Annotated in this window: 16 protein-coding genes and 3 pseudogenes; 12 read left to right on the plus strand and 7 right to left on the minus strand. The window is 67.9% G+C overall.

What is annotated here, in order from left to right; translation table 11 throughout:
* Window positions 1-9: 9 nt before the first annotated feature.
* Entirely contained in the window at window positions 10-1,392 is a 1,383-nt protein-coding gene (locus BN4332_RS03905; protein ID WP_066897262.1) for a DNA polymerase IV, read from the plus strand.
* Here the strand turns inward: BN4332_RS03905 and BN4332_RS03910 are convergent.
* Window positions 1,374-1,835, minus strand: coding sequence for a hypothetical protein (locus BN4332_RS03910; protein ID WP_066897325.1), 462 nt, complete (start codon window positions 1,833-1,835; stop codon window positions 1,374-1,376). The genes BN4332_RS03905 and BN4332_RS03910 overlap by 19 nt on opposite strands.
* Window positions 1,836-2,009: 174 nt before the next feature.
* Window positions 2,010-2,981 carry an asparaginase gene (locus tag BN4332_RS03915; protein ID WP_235654009.1) on the minus strand — a complete coding sequence of 324 codons (972 nt, stop codon included), beginning with the start codon at window positions 2,979-2,981 and terminating at the stop codon, window positions 2,010-2,012.
* Between the two features lie 42 nt (window positions 2,982-3,023).
* Between BN4332_RS03915 and lspA (BN4332_RS03920) the strand changes: the two genes are divergently transcribed.
* Genes lspA (BN4332_RS03920) through BN4332_RS03935 form a run of 4 tightly spaced genes read left to right on the plus strand, consistent with a single transcriptional unit; the run spans window position 3,024 to window position 5,996 of the window.
* Window positions 3,024-3,749 (plus strand): signal peptidase II, encoded by a 726-nt coding sequence (gene lspA, locus BN4332_RS03920; protein ID WP_066897263.1) that lies wholly within the window; start codon window positions 3,024-3,026, stop codon window positions 3,747-3,749.
* A complete protein-coding gene (locus BN4332_RS03925; protein WP_066897264.1) occupies window positions 3,749-4,672 on the plus strand; it encodes an RluA family pseudouridine synthase in 924 nt (307 codons plus the stop codon). Before lspA (BN4332_RS03920) ends, BN4332_RS03925 begins: the two co-directional genes overlap by 1 nt.
* Window positions 4,673-4,722: 50 nt before the next feature.
* Window positions 4,723-5,622 (plus strand): EamA family transporter RarD, encoded by a 900-nt coding sequence (rarD, locus tag BN4332_RS03930; protein WP_066897265.1) that lies wholly within the window; start codon window positions 4,723-4,725, stop codon window positions 5,620-5,622.
* Between the two features lie 47 nt (window positions 5,623-5,669).
* Window positions 5,670-5,996 (plus strand): YciI family protein, encoded by a 327-nt coding sequence (locus BN4332_RS03935; protein WP_235654237.1) that lies wholly within the window; start codon window positions 5,670-5,672, stop codon window positions 5,994-5,996.
* Between the two features lie 152 nt (window positions 5,997-6,148).
* Here the strand turns inward: BN4332_RS03935 and BN4332_RS03940 are convergent.
* Window positions 6,149-6,643, minus strand: a pseudogene (locus tag BN4332_RS03940) (asparaginase); the annotation flags it as partial.
* Window positions 6,644-6,685: 42 nt separating this feature from the next.
* Here BN4332_RS03940 and lspA (BN4332_RS03945) point away from each other — a divergent pair.
* From lspA (BN4332_RS03945) to dnaE, 4 genes and pseudogenes are all read left to right on the plus strand, one after another.
* Window positions 6,686-7,309 (plus strand): annotated as a pseudogene (lspA, locus tag BN4332_RS03945) (signal peptidase II); the annotation flags it as partial.
* A gap of 69 nt (window positions 7,310-7,378) precedes the next feature.
* The gene (locus tag BN4332_RS35045) at window positions 7,379-8,173 is read left to right on the plus strand and encodes a DUF6596 domain-containing protein (protein ID WP_338066796.1); all 795 of its coding nucleotides are present in this window, start codon (window positions 7,379-7,381) and stop codon (window positions 8,171-8,173) included.
* Window positions 8,174-8,294: 121 nt separating this feature from the next.
* On the plus strand, window positions 8,295-8,942 hold the full coding sequence (locus BN4332_RS03955; RefSeq protein WP_066897269.1) for a TetR/AcrR family transcriptional regulator: 648 nt from the start codon (window positions 8,295-8,297) through the stop codon (window positions 8,940-8,942).
* A 70-nt stretch (window positions 8,943-9,012) separates the two neighbouring features.
* Window positions 9,013-12,561, plus strand: a complete 3,549-nt coding sequence (gene dnaE / locus BN4332_RS03960) for a DNA polymerase III subunit alpha (RefSeq protein ID WP_066897270.1) — start codon at window positions 9,013-9,015, stop codon at window positions 12,559-12,561.
* On the opposite strand, the gene BN4332_RS03965 is transcribed toward dnaE, so the two are convergent.
* The gene (locus tag BN4332_RS03965; protein ID WP_066897271.1) at window positions 12,527-13,015 is read right to left on the minus strand and encodes a PPOX class F420-dependent oxidoreductase; all 489 of its coding nucleotides are present in this window, start codon (window positions 13,013-13,015) and stop codon (window positions 12,527-12,529) included. The genes dnaE and BN4332_RS03965 overlap by 35 nt on opposite strands.
* A 58-nt stretch (window positions 13,016-13,073) precedes the next feature.
* On the opposite strand from BN4332_RS03965, the gene BN4332_RS03970 reads away from it, so the two are divergent.
* Window positions 13,074-13,463, plus strand: coding sequence for a MerR family transcriptional regulator (locus tag BN4332_RS03970; RefSeq protein ID WP_066897272.1), 390 nt, complete (start codon window positions 13,074-13,076; stop codon window positions 13,461-13,463).
* Between the two features lie 30 nt (window positions 13,464-13,493).
* Here the strand turns inward: BN4332_RS03970 and BN4332_RS03975 are convergent, their stop codons facing one another.
* Window positions 13,494-14,327 (minus strand): class I SAM-dependent methyltransferase, encoded by an 834-nt coding sequence (locus BN4332_RS03975; RefSeq protein WP_066897327.1) that lies wholly within the window; start codon window positions 14,325-14,327, stop codon window positions 13,494-13,496.
* Window positions 14,328-14,464: 137 nt separating this feature from the next.
* On the opposite strand from BN4332_RS03975, the gene BN4332_RS03980 reads away from it, so the two are divergent.
* On the plus strand, window positions 14,465-14,869 hold the full coding sequence (locus tag BN4332_RS03980; protein WP_066897328.1) for a polyketide cyclase: 405 nt from the start codon (window positions 14,465-14,467) through the stop codon (window positions 14,867-14,869).
* Here the strand turns inward: BN4332_RS03980 and BN4332_RS03985 are convergent.
* Together BN4332_RS03985 and BN4332_RS03990 are read right to left on the minus strand one after the other, a co-directional pair.
* A complete protein-coding gene (locus BN4332_RS03985) occupies window positions 14,863-15,132 on the minus strand; it encodes a hypothetical protein (RefSeq protein WP_435405145.1) in 270 nt (89 codons plus the stop codon). The two genes, BN4332_RS03980 and BN4332_RS03985, sit on opposite strands and share 7 nt — an antisense overlap.
* Window positions 15,133-15,166: 34 nt before the next feature.
* Window positions 15,167-15,598 (minus strand): lipoprotein LpqH, encoded by a 432-nt coding sequence (locus tag BN4332_RS03990; protein ID WP_074132963.1) that lies wholly within the window; start codon window positions 15,596-15,598, stop codon window positions 15,167-15,169.
* 137 nt (window positions 15,599-15,735) lie between these two features.
* Between BN4332_RS03990 and BN4332_RS03995 the strand changes: the two are divergent.
* Window positions 15,736-16,942: pseudogene (locus BN4332_RS03995) on the plus strand (threonine ammonia-lyase).
* Window positions 16,943-16,950: the final 8 nt, after the last annotated feature.

Raw genomic sequence — 16,950 nt, forward strand, 5'->3', positions numbered from 1 at the left:
TCAGCAACTATGAACGGCGCCGAGCACTCGGGCGCAGGCGGCCGCTGGGTGCTGCACCTCGACATGGATGCGTTCTTCGCGTCCGTCGAACAGCTCACCCGGCCGACCCTGCGCGGACGGCCCGTCCTGGTCGGCGGACTGGGCGGCCGCGGTGTGGTGGCCGGGGCCAGTTACGAGGCGCGACGGTACGGCGCTCGCTCGGCGATGCCGATGCATCAGGCCCGTCGTCTGGTCGGGGCACCGGCGGTGGTGCTCCCGCCCCGCGGCGCGGTTTACGGCGTCGCCAGCCGTCGTGCCCTCGACACCGTCCGCAGCGTCGTCCCGGTGCTCGAGCAGCTGTCGTTCGACGAAGCGTTCGGCGAGCCGGCCGAATTGGCCGGCGCCACCGCCGCCGACGTCGAGGCGTTCTGTCAGGACCTGCGTGCCAAGGTGCGTGAGCAGACCGGTCTGGTGGCCTCGGTGGGCGCCGGATCCGGCAAGCAGATCGCCAAGATCGCCTCCGGCCTGGCCAAGCCGGACGGAATCCGGATCGTCCGGCGCGACGAGGAAACCCTGCTGCTGGAAGGGCTGCCGGTCCGGAAACTGTGGGGCATCGGACCGGTGGCCGAGGAGAAGCTGCACCGGCTCGGGATCGAGACGGTGGGTGCGCTGGCGGCCCTGTCGGATGCCGAGGCGGCCAGCGTGCTGGGCACCACCATCGGACCCGCGCTGCATCGGCTGGCCCGGGGAATCGATGACCGCCCCGTGGCCGAGCGGGCCGAGGCCAAGCAGATCAGCGCCGAGTCGACGTTTCCCGAAGACCTCACCACCCTGCGCCAGCTGCAGGATGCGATCGGTCCGATCGGTGAGCACGCGCACCGGCGCCTGGAGAAGGACGGCCGCGGCGCCCGCACCGTGACGGTGAAACTGAAGAAATCCGACATGAGTACGTTGACCCGGTCGGCGACGCTGGCCTACGCCACCACCGAGGCCGCCACCCTGATCGGCACCGCGCGCCGGCTGCTGCTCGACCCGGTCGAGGTCGGCCCCATTCGCCTTGTCGGCGTGGGCTTTTCGGGTTTGTCGGACAGCAGGCAGGAATCGTTGTTCCCGGATCTGGAACAGCCCGACGACATCGTCGAGGCGCCCCAGCAGGCCGCCGAGGCCGCCCAGGTGACCCAATCCGGCTGGCGCATCGGCGACGACGTGACGCACCCCGACCACGGACACGGCTGGATCCAGGGCGCCGGGCACGGGGTGATGACCGTGCGGTTCGAGACCCGCGCCAGCGGCCCCGGCCCGGCGCGTACGTTTCCCGAAGACACCCCGGGTTTCAGCCGGGCCAACCCGGTCGACAGCCTCGACTGGGGCGAGTACCTCAGCGGATTGGCCGACTACCAGAGCACGCCGTAGGTGCTGCTCAGGATGAAGCCGTGCGCGCCGTACGTCTTGCACGTCACGGTGCCCTGGAAGCCCACCCCGCAACTGGCGCCCCAGTTCTCGAGCCGGTGTCCCTCGGGCAGCACGTCGACGTCGCGGGTGAACGATGCCGTGTCCGAGTGGCGGTAGGACGCGGGGGCTCCGCTGTTCACCACGGTCTGATTGGCGCCGGCCGGAGCGTCGATCGGCACGGCGTCGCAACCCACCGGCCCGCCGTTGGGGCCGATTCCGCAGTGTCGACCGTCCGGGGTCCGGAAGAACACCCCGTAGAAATCGGTGGGCGAGCTGTAATTGCCCTGCGCAATCGGATAGTCGTCGATGTCGTAGGCCCCGGGCGGAGGCTCGGCCGCGGCCATCGGCGCGGCGCCGAGTGTCACCAGACCGATCGCGGCGAATGCGATGAGCTGACGGCGCATGGCTTCCATTGAACCGGCGTCGTCAATGCCTGACCAGCAGAGCACGCCAGAATCGGCGGTCAGCGAAAAGCCGTGCCGGCCGGAGATTTTACAGATCTGTCCGAGCGCCAGCAGGCCAACAGGCCGCAGCCGGGCAAACGTGGAAGCGCACGTTCTCTATGTGAGTACAGGCCGTCAACCCCAGACGTCGACGACCTCGGCAACCGGCCGTCCCGCAGCCAGGACGGCCATCAGCAGAACCCGCGCCTGAGCGGGGCGCAGGCGGGGCACGACCACTGCACCGGCATCGACAAGCTCCTGCCCGGGCCCGTACCGAGCGGCGACGGGGCCATCGGGAACCCGGGTCGACACCGCGATCACCACGCCGTCACGGCAATGCCGGCGCACCCCCTCGATCATCGCCGCACCCGCGTTGCCCGAGCCGAACGCTTGGATCACGACGGCCCGCGCCCCGGCGGCGACACAGGCATCCAGCGCCGCGGTGTCGGCCCCCGGATAGGCGGCGACGATGTCGACCCGAGGTGCCGACGCTGCGGCCTGCCGGCCCAGAAGCAGCCGCTGCTTGGCCGTATCGATCGCACACCTGCCGTCGGCGACGACTCCCAGCGCCGTGCCGGTGAAGGCGGCCAACTCGTCGGTGTGCCGTTTGTGTAGCCCCAGTGGCTGCCACACCGTGCCGGCGAAACTCACCGTCACGCCGAGCTCCCGGGCCTGCGGGCTGGCCGCGACGGTGATCGCGTCGCGCAGGTTGCCCGGTCCGTCACTGTCCGGTGTGTCGGTGCTGCGCTGGGACCCGGTCAGCACCACGGGCACGTCGCCGCCGTAGGTGAGGTCCAGCCACAGCGCCGACTCCTCCATGGTGTCGGTGCCGTGGGTGACCACGACACCGTCGTAGCGCGCCGCCGCGGAGCGGACCGCCGCCGCGATCTGGTCCCAATCCGCCGGGGTCAGCTTGGCGCTGTCCATGGTCATCAGATCTATGACGTCGATGTCGGCACCCATGGCCAGGCCGGCCGTCAACTCGGCCCCCGAGCGGGTCGGGCGCCGGATTCCCGAGTCGTCGGTGCTGGTCGAGATGGTGCCGCCGGTGGTGATGACGACGATGCGCCTGGTCGGACCACCGGGCACCGTCACGCTCTCCGTCACGGTGCAGATTGTCCCGCACGGACTGTTTGGGATGATGGGGGAGTGACTGATGAATCGTCAGGCCCGGCGCAGCCGGTGACCGACGCAACCGGGGACGGCGAATCGTCCTCCGCACCTCGGCGACGCCTGCGTCTGCTGCTCACCGTTGCGGCGGTGGTGCTGTTCATCGACGTGGTGACCAAGGTGCTCGCGGTGCGACTGCTGACACCGGGCCAGCCCGTGTCGATCATCGGCGACACCGTCACCTGGACACTCGTGCGCAACTCCGGAGCGGCCTTCTCGATGGCCACCGGATACACCTGGGTGCTGACGCTCATCGCCACCGGCGTCGTGATCGGGATCGTCTGGATGGGTCGCAGGCTGGTGTCCCCGTGGTGGGCGATCGGCCTCGGCATGATCCTGGGCGGTGCCACCGGGAACCTCATCGACCGGTTCTTCCGCGCGCCCGGGCCGCTGCGCGGTCACGTGGTGGATTTCTTCTCGGTCGGTTGGTGGCCGGTGTTCAATGTGGCCGACCCCGCCGTGGTGGGCGGGGCGATCCTGTTGGTGGCCCTGTCGTTGTTCGGCTTCGACTTCGATACCGTCGGCCGGCGTCAGCCCGACAAGCCCGTTGACGGGGATACCCAGCGGCAACCGGAACAGGCGGACGAGGCCGAGCCGAAGGCGGAGGCCGCGGCGGACACTGCCGCCGAGAACACGCCCGACACGGACCCGACGGCCCCTGCCGACGAAACGAGCAAGGTCGGTCGCCAGGCCGAGACGTCATAGTGACGACCCGGTCGATGCCGGTGCCCGAGGGCCTGGCCGGAATGCGTGTCGACGCCGGGCTGGCCCGGCTGCTCGGGCTGTCGCGCACCACCGTGGCGGCCCTGGCCGAGGACGGCGGAGTCGACATCGACGGGGCGCCTGCGGCCAAATCCGACAAGCTCGTCGCCGGATCCTGGCTGGAAGTCCGCCTGCCCGAGGCGCCCGCGCCGGTCGAGAACACCCCGGTCGACATCGAGGGCATGGGAATCCTCTACGCCGACGACGACATCGTGGCGGTGGACAAGCCGCCGGGGGTTGCCGCGCACGCCACCGTCGGCTGGCACGGCCCGACCGTGCTGGGCGGGCTGGCTGCGGCCGGCTTCCGGATCAGCACGTCGGGTATCCACGAGCGGCAGGGCATCGTGCACCGGCTCGACGTCGGCACCTCCGGGGTCATGGTGGTGGCGTTGTCCGAGCGGGCGTACACGGTGCTCAAGCGGGCGTTCAAACAGCGCACCGTGGACAAGCGTTACCACGCCCTCGTACAGGGGCACCCCGACCCGTCGAGCGGGACCATCGATGCGCCGATCGGCAGGCACCGGGGGCACGACTGGAAATTCGCGGTCGTGGACGGCGGCCGGCACAGCATCACCCATTACGACACGCTTGAGGCGTTCCAGGCCGCGAGCCTGCTCGACATCGAGCTCGAGACCGGCCGGACCCATCAGATCCGGGTGCACTTCGCCGCCCTGCACCATCCGTGCTGCGGGGACATGACCTACGGGGCCGATCCCACCTTGGCCAAAAAGCTCGGGCTGGAACGCCAATGGTTGCACGCCCGGTCCCTGGCCTTCGCTCATCCGGCAGACGGCAGGCGCATCGAGATCACCAGCCCGTATCCGGCTGACCTGCAGGCCGCCCTCGACGTGCTGCGCCGCCACTAGCCGTGGGCGTGACCGCACCTCGACAGCGAAACGGCGCAGACCGCACCGGAATGTTGTACGGAGCGGGCGCCTACATCTGGTGGGGGTTGTGCCCGGGTTTCTTCCTGCTGCTGCTCCCCGCGGGGGCACTGGAGGTGCTGGCCCACCGCATCGTGTGGAGTGCGGTGTTCCTGCTGCTGGTGCTGGCGGTGGCGCGCAAACTCGGCGACCTGCGCCGGTTGCCGGCGCGCACCTGGCTGCAACTGGTGGCGGCCTCCGCGCTGATCTCGCTCAACTGGGGGACCTACATCTACGCCGTCACGACCGGACATGTCGTGGATGCGGCCCTCGGCTACTTCATCAATCCCTTGGTGAGTGTGCTGCTGGGTGTCCTCGTGTTTCGTGAGCGGGTCAACCGATGGCAGGCGGTCGCGTTGGTGCTCGCGCTCGTCGCGGTCGCGATCCTGACCGTCGAGCTCGGCGCACCGCCCTACATCGCGGTGACCCTGGCGTTGTCCTTCGGAATCTATGGCCTGGTGAAGAAGGTGGTGCAGGCCGATCCACGGGTGAGCGTGGCGGTGGAAACGCTGGTGGCCCTTCCGCTCGCCGCCGGCTACGTGATCGCCCTTGAGGTCCTGGAGCGCGGCAACTTCCTCAACCACGGACCCTGGCATGCGGCGCTGCTGCTGTTGGCCGGTCCGGTCACCGCGGTGCCGTTGTTGTTGTTCGCCGCGGCCGCGCAGCGACTGCCGATGGTGACGCTCGGCCTGCTGTTCTATCTCAATCCCGGACTGCAGATGGCCTGGGGCGTGTTCATCGGCCACGAACCGATGCCGCCGGGACGGTGGATCGGGTTCGCTCTCATCTGGGTGGCGCTCGTGGTCATGACCATCGGCGCGCTGCGCAAGAAGCCGGCCCATCCGGCGCCCGGCATTGTCGATCAGGTCCAACCGGAATCGTCATCACGGTGACAGGCTGAAAACGAGACCGGGAGGACACCATGCAGTACTGCCTACTGATGCACTACCAGGAAGGGCCGGAGGCGGGCCTGAGCGACGAGGACATGAAACCGGCTCAGGCGGCCTTCGCGCGGTATGCCGATGACCTGGACGCGGCCGGGGTGCTGATCGGTACTCAGGTACTTCAATCGGCGTCGGCGACGACGACCTACAGCGCGCGCACCGGAACCGCGGAAATTCAGGACGGGCCGTTCGCCGATACCAGGGAACGGTTGGGCGGAATCTTCGTCATCGAGGTGCCCGATCTCGACGCGGCGCTGGCCTGGGCCGAGAAGTGTCCCGCCGCGGCGNAGGCATCCAGCGCCGCGGTGTCGGCCCCCGGATAGGCGGCGACGATGTCGACCCGAGGTGCCGACGCTGCGGCCTGCCGGCCCAGAAGCAGCCGCTGCTTGGCCGTATCGATCGCACACCTGCCGTCGGCGACGACTCCCAGCGCCGTGCCGGTGAAGGCGGCCAACTCGTCGGTGTGCCGTTTGTGTAGCCCCAGTGGCTGCCACACCGTGCCGGCGAAACTCACCGTCACGCCGAGCTCCCGGGCCTGCGGGCTGGCCGCGACGGTGATCGCGTCGCGCAGGTTGCCCGGTCCGTCACTGTCCGGTGTGTCGGTGCTGCGCTGGGACCCGGTCAGCACCACGGGCACGTCGCCGCCGTAGGTGAGGTCCAGCCACAGCGCCGACTCCTCCATGGTGTCGGTGCCGTGGGTGACCACGACACCGTCGTAGCGCGCCGCCGCGGAGCGGACCGCCGCCGCGATCTGGTCCCAATCCGCCGGGGTCAGCTTGGCGCTGTCCATGGTCATCAGATCTATGACGTCGATGTCGGCACCCATGGCCAGGCCGGCCGTCAACTCGGCCCCCGAGCGGGTCGGGCGCCGGATTCCCGAGTCGTCGGTGCTGGTCGAGATGGTGCCGCCGGTGGTGATGACGACGATGCGCCTGGTCGGACCACCGGGCACCGTCACGCTCTCCGTCACGGTGCAGATTGTCCCGCACGGACTGTTTGGGATGATGGGGGAGTGACTGATGAATCGTCAGGCCCGGCGCAGCCGGTGACCGACGCAACCGGGGACGGCGAATCGTCCTCCGCACCTCGGCGACGCCTGCGTCTGCTGCTCACCGTTGCGGCGGTGGTGCTGTTCATCGACGTGGTGACCAAGGTGCTCGCGGTGCGACTGCTGACACCGGGCCAGCCCGTGTCGATCATCGGCGACACCGTCACCTGGACACTCGTGCGCAACTCCGGAGCGGCCTTCTCGATGGCCACCGGATACACCTGGGTGCTGACGCTCATCGCCACCGGCGTCGTGATCGGGATCGTCTGGATGGGTCGCAGGCTGGTGTCCCCGTGGTGGGCGATCGGCCTCGGCATGATCCTGGGCGGTGCCACCGGGAACCTCATCGACCGGTTCTTCCGCGCGCCCGGGCCGCTGCGCGGTCACGTGGTGGATTTCTTCTCGGTCGGTTGGTGGCCGGTGTTCAATGTGGCCGACCCCGCCGTGGTGGGCGGGGCGATCCTGTTGGTGGCCCTGTCGTTGTTCGGCTTCGACTTCGATACCGTCGGCCGGCGTCAGCCCGACAAGCCCGTTGACGGGGATACCCAGCGGCAACCGGAACAGGCGGACGAGGCCGAGCCGAAGGCGGAGGCCGCGGCGGACACTGCCGNCGACGCGGCCGCCATCGCTGCGGCGTTCGCCGTCGCCCCGGCGACCATGGCGCAGCGACTGGTGCGGGCCAAGAAACGGATTCGCGACACCGGCATCCCGTTCACGCTGCCCGAGCGTGCCGACCTGGCGCCGCGACTGCGCGAGGTACTCGAAGCCGTCTACGGCGCATATTCCATCGACTGGCTGTCGGTGCCGCAGGGTGCGCCCGTCGATTCGCTGTCGTCGGAGGCACTGCACCTGGCCATGGTGCTGGTCGAGTTGTTGCCCGATGAGCCCGAGGTATTGGGCCTGGCCGCCCTGCTGTGCCTGTGCGAAGCGCGGCGCCCGGCGCGCCTGGACGCCCACGGCAACTTCGTCGCGCTGGACGATCAGGACCGGGCCCGGTGGGATGCCGAGTTGTACGCGCGGGGGGAGCGCCTGCTCGGGCGGGCCCACGGTTTGGGACGGCCGGGCCGGTTCCAGTACGAGGCGGCGATTCAATCGGCGCACTGCGCGCAAGAGGTCGACCTACCCGCGCTGCGCAAGCTGTATCGGGCGCTGACCCGCGTGGGACCGTCGCTCGGCGCCGCGGTGGCATTGGCGGCACTGGACGGCGAAATCGACGGTGCCGACGCCGGACTGCGCGCCCTCGATGCCATCGCGGACCGCTCGGTCGACGTGTTCCAGCCGGCGTGGGTCACCCGCGGCCATCTGCTGGCCAGGTCCGGCCGCGTCGATGAGGCGGCGGTTGCCTACCGGCGAGCGATGGAGTTGACGGCCGACAGCGCGGTGCGGACCTATCTGGATGGCCGTTTGACTGCGCTGCTGTCGTCCGGGAACACGGCGCCCCCGCCAGAGTGACGCCCGCACCCGCACGGGGGTTCAACTCGACCGGGACCCCGCGGCTGCGTCGCCGCTTCCGGCATGCTATTTGCGAATGCCGTTTTTGACGCCCATTTGGCAATGCAATAGTGTTTGCTAGATGACTCCGCGGGGTAGGTCTCGGGGCGGTGGCCGTGGGCCGGGTAGGCCGGTCGGCGCCGACGCCGCGCAAACGCGTGAACGTATCGTGCGTGCGGCATATGAAGTCATCAACGAGCACGGCTACGCCGGGGCCACCTTCCAGGAGATCGCCAAGCGCAGCGGGTTGAGCCGCCCGACGCTGAACTATTACTTCGCCACTCGTGAAGATCTGTACGGCGCACTGCTCACGCAGGCGCACGAGGTCGTGACCAGGTGTATCCACCTCGCGAAACAGCATGAGGGAACACTGGATCGGTTGCGTGCGTACATCGACGCGGTGGTGGCGGTCTGGCATCGCGACAGCGCCGTGGTCGGGTTCCTGGTCAATGCCAGACTCGAGGCCTGCCGTCATCCGGACCTGCCGGCCGCGACGGCTGCGGCCACCCGCGGATTTCTCGACGAGGTGGTGACCGAGGCGATCGCCCGCCGGGAGCTGCCGCCACACACCGAGCGGGCGGCCCTGGTCGAACTGCTCCACGCGATGCTGTGGGGAGTCGGAGCCTACACCGGTTGGCAGCGGCGTTCCGTTGACTTTCCCGGCATAGCTAGGCAACTGCACATGGTGATCGGAAACGGGTTGCTGTCCGGCGCGGGTGGGGAGTGCTGACCGGCCGGCAGAGACACGCCTCGCGACACGCCCGGAGGGTGTCGGTGGTCGGCAATAGACTGGCCACCCTATGAGCGGTTCATCTTCGGGCTCCTTTGTCCACCTGCACAACCACACCGAGTACTCGATGCTGGACGGCGCCGCGAAGATCACCCCGATGCTGGCCGAGGCGCAGCGGCTGGGCATGCCCGCGATCGGCATGACCGACCACGGCAACATGTTCGGCGCCAGTGAGTTCTACAACTCGGCCACCAAGGCTGGCATCAAACCGATCATCGGTATCGAGGCGTACATCGCGCCGGCCTCCCGGTTCGAGACCAAGCGTGTCCAGTGGGGCGATCCGAGCCAGAAGAGTGACGACGTCTCCGGTAGCGGCGCCTACACCCACATGACGATGGTCGCCGAGAACGCGACCGGTCTGCGCAACCTGTTCAAGCTGTCGTCGCTGGCCTCGTTCGAAGGCCAGCTCGGCAAGTGGGCGCGCATGGACGCCGAGATCATCGCCGAGCACGCCACGGGCATCATCGCCACGACCGGTTGCCCGTCGGGTGAGGTGCAGACCAGGCTGCGGCTGGGCCACCGCCAGGAGGCGCTGGAGGCCGCCGCCAAGTGGCGCGAGATCTTCGGCCCCGAGAACTTCTTCCTCGAGCTCATGGACCACGGGCTCGACATCGAGCGCCGGGTCCGCGAGGGCCTGCTGGAGATCGGGCAGAAGCTCAACATCCCGCCGCTGGCGACCAACGACTGCCACTACGTCACGCGCGAGGCCTCGCAGAACCACGAGGCGCTGCTGTGCATCCAGACGGGCAAGACCCTGTCCGACCCGAACCGGTTCAAGTTCGACGGTGACGGCTACTACCTGAAGTCGGCCGAGGAGATGCGCGCACTGTGGGATTCCCAGGTGCCGGGTGCGTGCGATTCCACGGTCCTGATCGGCGAGCGGGTGCAGTCCTACGCCGACGTGTGGACGCCCACCGACCGGATGCCGGTATTCCCGGTCCCCGATGGACATGACCAGGCCTCATGGCTGACCCATGAGGTGCAGGCCGGGCTGGAGCGCCGATTCCGTGGGGCGGCCGTGCCCGTCGAGTACACCGACCGCGCGTCCTACGAGATCAAGGTCATCTGCGAGAAGGGATTTCCGTCCTACTTCCTGATCGTCGCCGACCTGATCAACTACGCCCGTTCGGTCGGGATCCGGGTGGGGCCCGGCCGTGGATCGGCCGCCGGGTCATTGGTGGCCTACGCGCTGGGCATCACCAACATCGACCCGATCCCGCACGGTCTGCTGTTCGAGCGCTTCCTCAACCCGGAGCGCCCGTCGGCCCCCGATATCGACATCGACTTCGACGACCGTCGCCGCGGCGAGATGCTGCGGTATGCGGCCAACAAGTGGGGCAGCGACCGGGTCGCCCAGGTGATCACCTTCGGTACCATCAAAACCAAAGCGGCGCTGAAGGATTCGGCCCGCGTGCACTACGGTCAGCCGGGCTTCGCGATCGCCGACCGGATCACCAAGGCGCTGCCGCCGCCGATCATGGCCAAGGACATCCCGGTCTCGGGGATCACCGATCCCAACCACGAGCGGTACAAGGAAGCCGCCGAGGTCCGCGCGCTCATCGACACCGATCCCGATGTCCGGACCATCTTCGAGACCGCGCGTGGCCTGGAAGGCCTGGTCCGCAACGCGGGTGTGCACGCCTGTGCGGTGATCATGAGCTCCGAGCCGCTCATCGACGCGATCCCGCTCTGGAAGCGCCCGCAGGACGGCGCGGTCATCACGGGTTGGGACTATCCGTCGTGCGAGGCCATCGGCCTGCTGAAGATGGACTTCCTCGGCCTGCGGAACCTGACGATCATCGGTGACTGCCTGGAGAACATCAAGGCTAACCGGGGCATCGACCTGGATCTGGACACGCTGCCGTTCGACGATCCGGCCGCGTACGAGCTCCTCGGCCGCGGGGACACGCTGGGCGTGTTCCAGCTCGACGGCAGCGCGATGCGGGATCTGCTGCGCCGCATGCAGCCCACCGGATTCAACGACATCGTCGCGGTGCTCGCGCTGTACCGGCCCGGGCCGATGGGCATGAATGCCCACAACGATTACGCCGACCGCAAGAACGGCCGCCAGGCGATCAAGCCCATTCACCCCGAGCTCGAGGAACCGCTCAAGGACATCCTGGCCGAGACCTATGGCCTGATCGTCTACCAAGAGCAGATCATGTTCATCGCCCAGAAGGTGGCCTCCTACACGATGGGTAAGGCCGACGCGCTCCGAAAGGCCATGGGCAAGAAGAAGCTTGAGGTGCTGGAGGCCGAGTACAAGGGCTTCTACGAGGGCATGACCGCCAACGGCTTCTCGGAAGGCGCGGTGAAGGCGTTGTGGGACACCATTCTCCCGTTCGCCGGCTACGCGTTCAACAAGTCGCACGCGGCCGGTTACGGCCTGGTCTCCTACTGGACCGCCTACTTGAAGGCGAATTACCCGGCCGAGTACATGGCCGGCCTGCTCACCTCCGTCGGCGACGATAAGGACAAGGCCGCGGTCTACCTCGCGGACTGCCGCAGGCTGGGCATCACCGTGCTGCCACCCGACGTCAACGAGTCGGTGCAGAACTTCGCCTCGGTGGGTGACGACATCCGGTTCGGCCTCGGGGCGATCCGCAACGTCGGCGCCAACGTCGTTGCCTCCCTGATCAATACCCGCACCGAGAAGGGCAAGTACGCCGACTTCTCCGACTATCTCAACAAGATCGACATCGCGGCCTGCAACAAGAAGGTCACCGAATCGCTGGTGAAGGCAGGCGCGTTCGACTCGCTCGGCCATCCCCGCAAGGGGCTGTTCCTGGTGCACACCGATGCCGTCGACTCGGTGCTCGGTACCAAAAAGGCCGAGGCCATGGGGCAGTTCGACCTCTTCGGCGGTGCCGACGACGGTGGCGGCACCGACGCCGTCTTCACCATCAAGGTGCCCGACGAGGAGTGGGAGGACAAGCACAAGCTCGCCCTCGAACGCGAGATGCTGGGCCTGTACGTGTCCGGCCATCCGCTCAACGGCGTCGCCCATCTCCTGGCCAACCAGGTCGACACGCAGATCCCGGCCATCCTCGACGGCGATGTCGCCAACGATGCGCAGGTGGTCGTCGGTGGCATCCTGGCTTCGGTCAACCGTCGCGTGAACAAGAACGGCTTGCCTTGGGCCTCAGCCCAACTCGAAGACCTCACCGGTGGTATCGAGGTGCTGTTCTTCCCGCAGACCTACTCGCTGTTCGGCCACGAGATCGCCGACGACGTGGTGGTGCTGGTCAAGGCGAAAGTGGCCGCGCGCGACGACCGCATCTCGCTGATCGCCCACGAACTGGTCGTGCCCGACTTCAGCAGCGCCCAGGCCGACCGTCCACTGGCGGTCAGCCTGCCCACCCGCCAGTGCACGATCGACAAGGTGAGCGCCCTCAAGCAGGTGCTGGCCAATCATCCTGGCACCGCCCAGGTGCACCTGCGGTTGATCAGCGGGGAACGGATCACCACGCTTGAGCTGGATCAGTCGCTGCGGGTGACACCGTCCTCGGCGCTGATGGGTGATCTCAAGGCGTTGCTCGGTCCGGGCTGCCTGGGCTAGTCGGGGAGTGCTGCGGCGCCAGTTCGATGCGGACGATGGCGCTGTCGGGCCACACCTCACGGGTTCGGGCGCGCCGCAACTTCTCGCGCAGGGGCAGGTCGCGGTGCACGTTGTTGACACCGGGGATCTTCAGCAGCGGCACGATGTTCCACTGCCAGCCGTATCGCCGGTGCAGGGCCCGGTTGGCCTGTTGCGCCCGATCGCCGGACAAGATGACGGCCCGGCCGTGCACGGTGGTGGTATCGGTGACACGGCCACGGTGATCGCAGGCGACCAGTTCGACTTCGGGATGTGCGGTGAGCCGCTTGGTCTTCGGGCCCACCTTGGTCCGGAACACGAGCGCGTCGTCGCCGTCGGCGGCGAACCAGATCGGGGTGTCGACGGGGGAGCCGTCGCGGCGGAACGTGCGCAGCAGGGCGTAGCGGGTTCGGTTCAGGCTAGGGGTAGATGGCATGTCACGAGTCAACAACTTAGAGTTGGCTGTAAGTCAAGCCTACGGTGAGGAATCCACGATGAGCGGACAGCTGACCATCGGCGAGGTGGCCCGTCGCACCGGCGTGGCTCAGACCGCGCTGCGCTACTACGAGCAGGTCGGTCTGCTCCCCGCCCCGCACCGGGTGGGTGGTCAACGTCGATATCCGGAGTCGGTGCTGGTCCGGCTTGAGGTGATCCGGCTGTGCAAGACCGCGGGTTTCGCCCTCGACGACATCGCCATGCTGATGGACGACGACACCCCTGGGCGTCCGGTGGCCCGGGCGCTCGCCCAGGCGAAGCTCACCGAAATCGATGAGCAGATGAGCGCATTGACGCGGGCCAGGGCAATCATCGAGTGGGGCATGCGATGCACGTGTCCGTCCATCGATGCGTGTACGTGCGGCATCCACAACGCCATTCCGGTGTGAGTCGGGCGCCGACGTGGCGGTCAGTACCGGCTAGAACGTGTACCGGAGGATTCTCGCCTTGCGCGCGGTGGCCGGCGTCAGGCCACTCAGCCGGGTCGCCACCCGCAACCAGCCCGGAAACCGGTCGACTTCCGGCTGGTGCGCGAGGCTTGACTCCTCGACCGGGCGCAGCTGTGGGCTCCAGAGCTGAGGATGACGCGCATCCTTGAATCCCGGGTAGCCCCACTGACTTCCGACGTCTTTGAACATCTTCTGCGGGAAGAACTTGAGTGCTGCCCGGCTGACCCAGCCGATCCGGCCGTAGTCGTTGAAGACCACCTCACCCGAGGCGAAGTGGCCGGTGATCTTTCGGAAGATGCCGGCGATCACCGGTTCGGTCAGGAAAGCGAACAGGCCGTCGGCCACCACGATGGTCGGCCGGTCACCCGGGATGGCGTCGGCCCAGCCCGGGTCCGACACAGATGCTGCCACCGTATGCGCCTGCGGCAGCGCGGGCAGCACACGATCCCGCAGTGCGCTGATTCCGGGCAGGTCGACGCTGTACCAGTCCACTGTCGCGACGGGGGAGACTCGGTAGACGCCACTGTCCAGGCCTGCGCCGAGATCGACGACCACTGCGTCGGGGTGGACGGCGACGAAGGCCCGGACCCGGTCGTCGAGCATCTTGGCGCGCAGAGCCGTCTGACACACCACACTGCTCTGCACGCCCAGGCCGGCGAAGTCGTAGGCGAGTTCGCCGACTGTCGCGTCGGCCAATGAATCGCCCAGGATCGGGTGCGCCCAGCGGTTGTCGAGCGCTCTGGCGTACAGGGTCAGGAACGCGGTTTCCTCCACCGGTGTCAGGCCGGTCGTCGCAGCACCCACACGCCCGACCATACACCGGCCCCGTGACTGAACAATAAGGCGAAAACGTTTACCGCCCTTGCGATCACGGGCCTTCGCGCATCGGATCCCCGGTGTGTGGGGTGCGCGCCGACGATGCGGGGGCCTACGGTGGAATCATGCGCAGCAGGCACGTGAGCGTCTGGATCGATGTCGCCCCCGACGCGGTGTATGCCTACGCCGCCGATCCGCACCAGATGGTCAACTGGGCCGCGGGTCTGGCGCAGGGCGGGCTGCGTCTAACCTCGCGGGGGTGGTCGGCGGATTCCCCGATGGGCGAGGTCACCGTCGAATTCACCGGGCCGAACACCCTGGGTGTCCTCGACCACGTGGTGCGTCTGCCCTCGGGCGAGGCCGTCTACAACCCGATGCGGGTCGTTCCTGCGGGCGTGGATGCGAGGTCGTGCGAAGTGGTGTTCACCGTGCGGCAGCGGCCAGGGATGACGGACGAACAATTCGAGGCGGATGTGGCCGCCGTCGCCGCCGATCTCGAGACGTTGCGGGAATTGCTCGAAAACTACTGATCGGCCGGCGTCACGTTGCCCAGCACGAGCCAGATCACCGCGGTGACCGCGGCAGCCGAGAGGACGGCCGGTGCGGCACTCATCGTCGCGACGCCGACAACCACCAGCACCAGCGCGCCGATCGCCAGGGCGATCAGCTTGTAGGTCGGCCAGGGCACCCCGGCGATGTCTACCTGATGATCGGCCCGGGTGCTACGAAGGTTCCCGGCGGTGGTCATGTATTGACGATAGCTCGCAACAAAGATTTCGGCCAGCCGAAACATCGGATGAGGGTCGCACTTTAACGGTCCAGAAGGTTCAGCAGTGGGCTTCCATCCGGTACTTGACCTCGGCCGCCTTGGTGGGGCGATCGTTGAACGAGCCGTGCGCCGTGCCGCTCATGTGGAATGTCGTGCCGTCGATGGTGGCCTGGGTGTCGGTCGCCTCGTCGGGGGAACTACCGGTGAATCCGGCCAGGTCCCGGATTCGCATCACCTCGGGTGTGACCGTGCCGCCCGTCTGCACGATCGCGGTGAAACCGGGGGCCGGCGGCAGCGTCTCGATGGTCCAGAACCAGTCCTGCTGCGTGCACTGCACCGAATACGTCGTGGGCATTTCCTGGTTGTTGATCAGCACTCGGGCGGTGTAGGCATCGGCCGAGATGCCGGTTTCCGTCGCGCACCCGGATGCGACCACTCCGATCGCGATGGTCGCCGCGACCACCTGCACCTGCTGCCCGATCCGCCGCATGTGGTTGTTTTCCCGGTTCCGGGCCGGTGCAACCATATGGGGCCGAATTTCGGCGGTCCGCCGGTCGGTTGCGCCTGTCCGTCCCTTTGTGTTCCCCCCGATGCAGTGAAACCGCTGGCCAATGGCACCATTGAACAGTGACTGCCGACTTGAGCAAAGGCTCCCGAGTGCCCCCGCTGGCTGCGCCGCTTTCCGCGGCCGACATCGACGATGCCGCCAAGCGAATTTCCGGGGTGGTCACGCGCAGCCCGCTGCAGTTCAACGAGCGGCTGTCGGAAGCGACCGGCGCCAACGTCTATCTCAAGCGCGAGGACTTGCAGGCGGTGCGTTCGTACAAGGTGCGCGGGGCGTTCAATCTGATGGCCCAGCTGTCCCCCGAGGAACTGGCCGCCGGTGTGGTGTGCTCCTCTGCGGGCAACCACGCCCAGGGCTTCGCCATGGCCTGCCGGTCGATGCGAACCCACGGCCGCGTGTACGTCCCGGCCAAGACGCCCAAGCAGAAGCGCGACCGGATTCGCTACCACGGCCGTGAGTTCATCGAACTCATCGCGATCGGAAAGACCTACGACCTGGCCGCCGCGGCGGCACTGGATGACGTGGCGCGTACCGGGGCCACCCTCGTGCCCCCCTATGACGACGTGCGCACGATGGCCGGGCAGGGCACCATCGCCGCCGAGGTGCTCGACCAGCTCGACGAGGAACCGGACTTGGTGATCGTGCCGGTCGGCGGCGGTGGGTGTATCGCAGGCATCACCACGTATCTGGCCGAGCGGGCCTCCGGCACNCCAGTTCGTCGACGGCGCGGCGGTGGCACGGGCGGGGGCGCTGCCGTATGCCGCGCTGGCCGCCGCCGGTGACATGGTCACCCTCACCACGGTCGACGAGGGCGCGGTGTGCACTGCGATGCTCGACCTCTACCAGAACGACGGAATCATCGCCGAACCTGCCGGCGCGCTGTCGGTGGCCGCGCTGTTGGAGGCCGACATCGAACCCGGCTCCACCGTGGTGTGCCTGATCTCCGGCGGCAACAACGACGTGTCGCGCTATAACGAGGTGGTCGAGCGCTCACTGGTGCACCTGGGTCTCAAGCACTACTTCCTGGTCGACTTCCCCCAGGAACCCGGGGCGCTGCGCCGCTTCCTCGACGAGGTGCTCGGCCCGGGCGACGACATCACGTTGTTCGAATACGTCAAGCGCAACAATCGGGAGACGGGCGAGGCGTTGTGCGGTGTCGAGCTCAGTGCGGCAACGGATCTGGAAGGTCTGCTGGCGCGCATGGCGGATTCCGACATCCACGTCGAGTTGCTCGAGCCGGGTTCACCCACCTACCGCTACCTGACCTGAACCCACGG

The sequence above is a fragment of the Mycolicibacterium houstonense genome (assembly GCF_900078665.2).
Lineage (GTDB): Bacteria > Actinomycetota > Actinomycetes > Mycobacteriales > Mycobacteriaceae > Mycobacterium > Mycobacterium houstonense.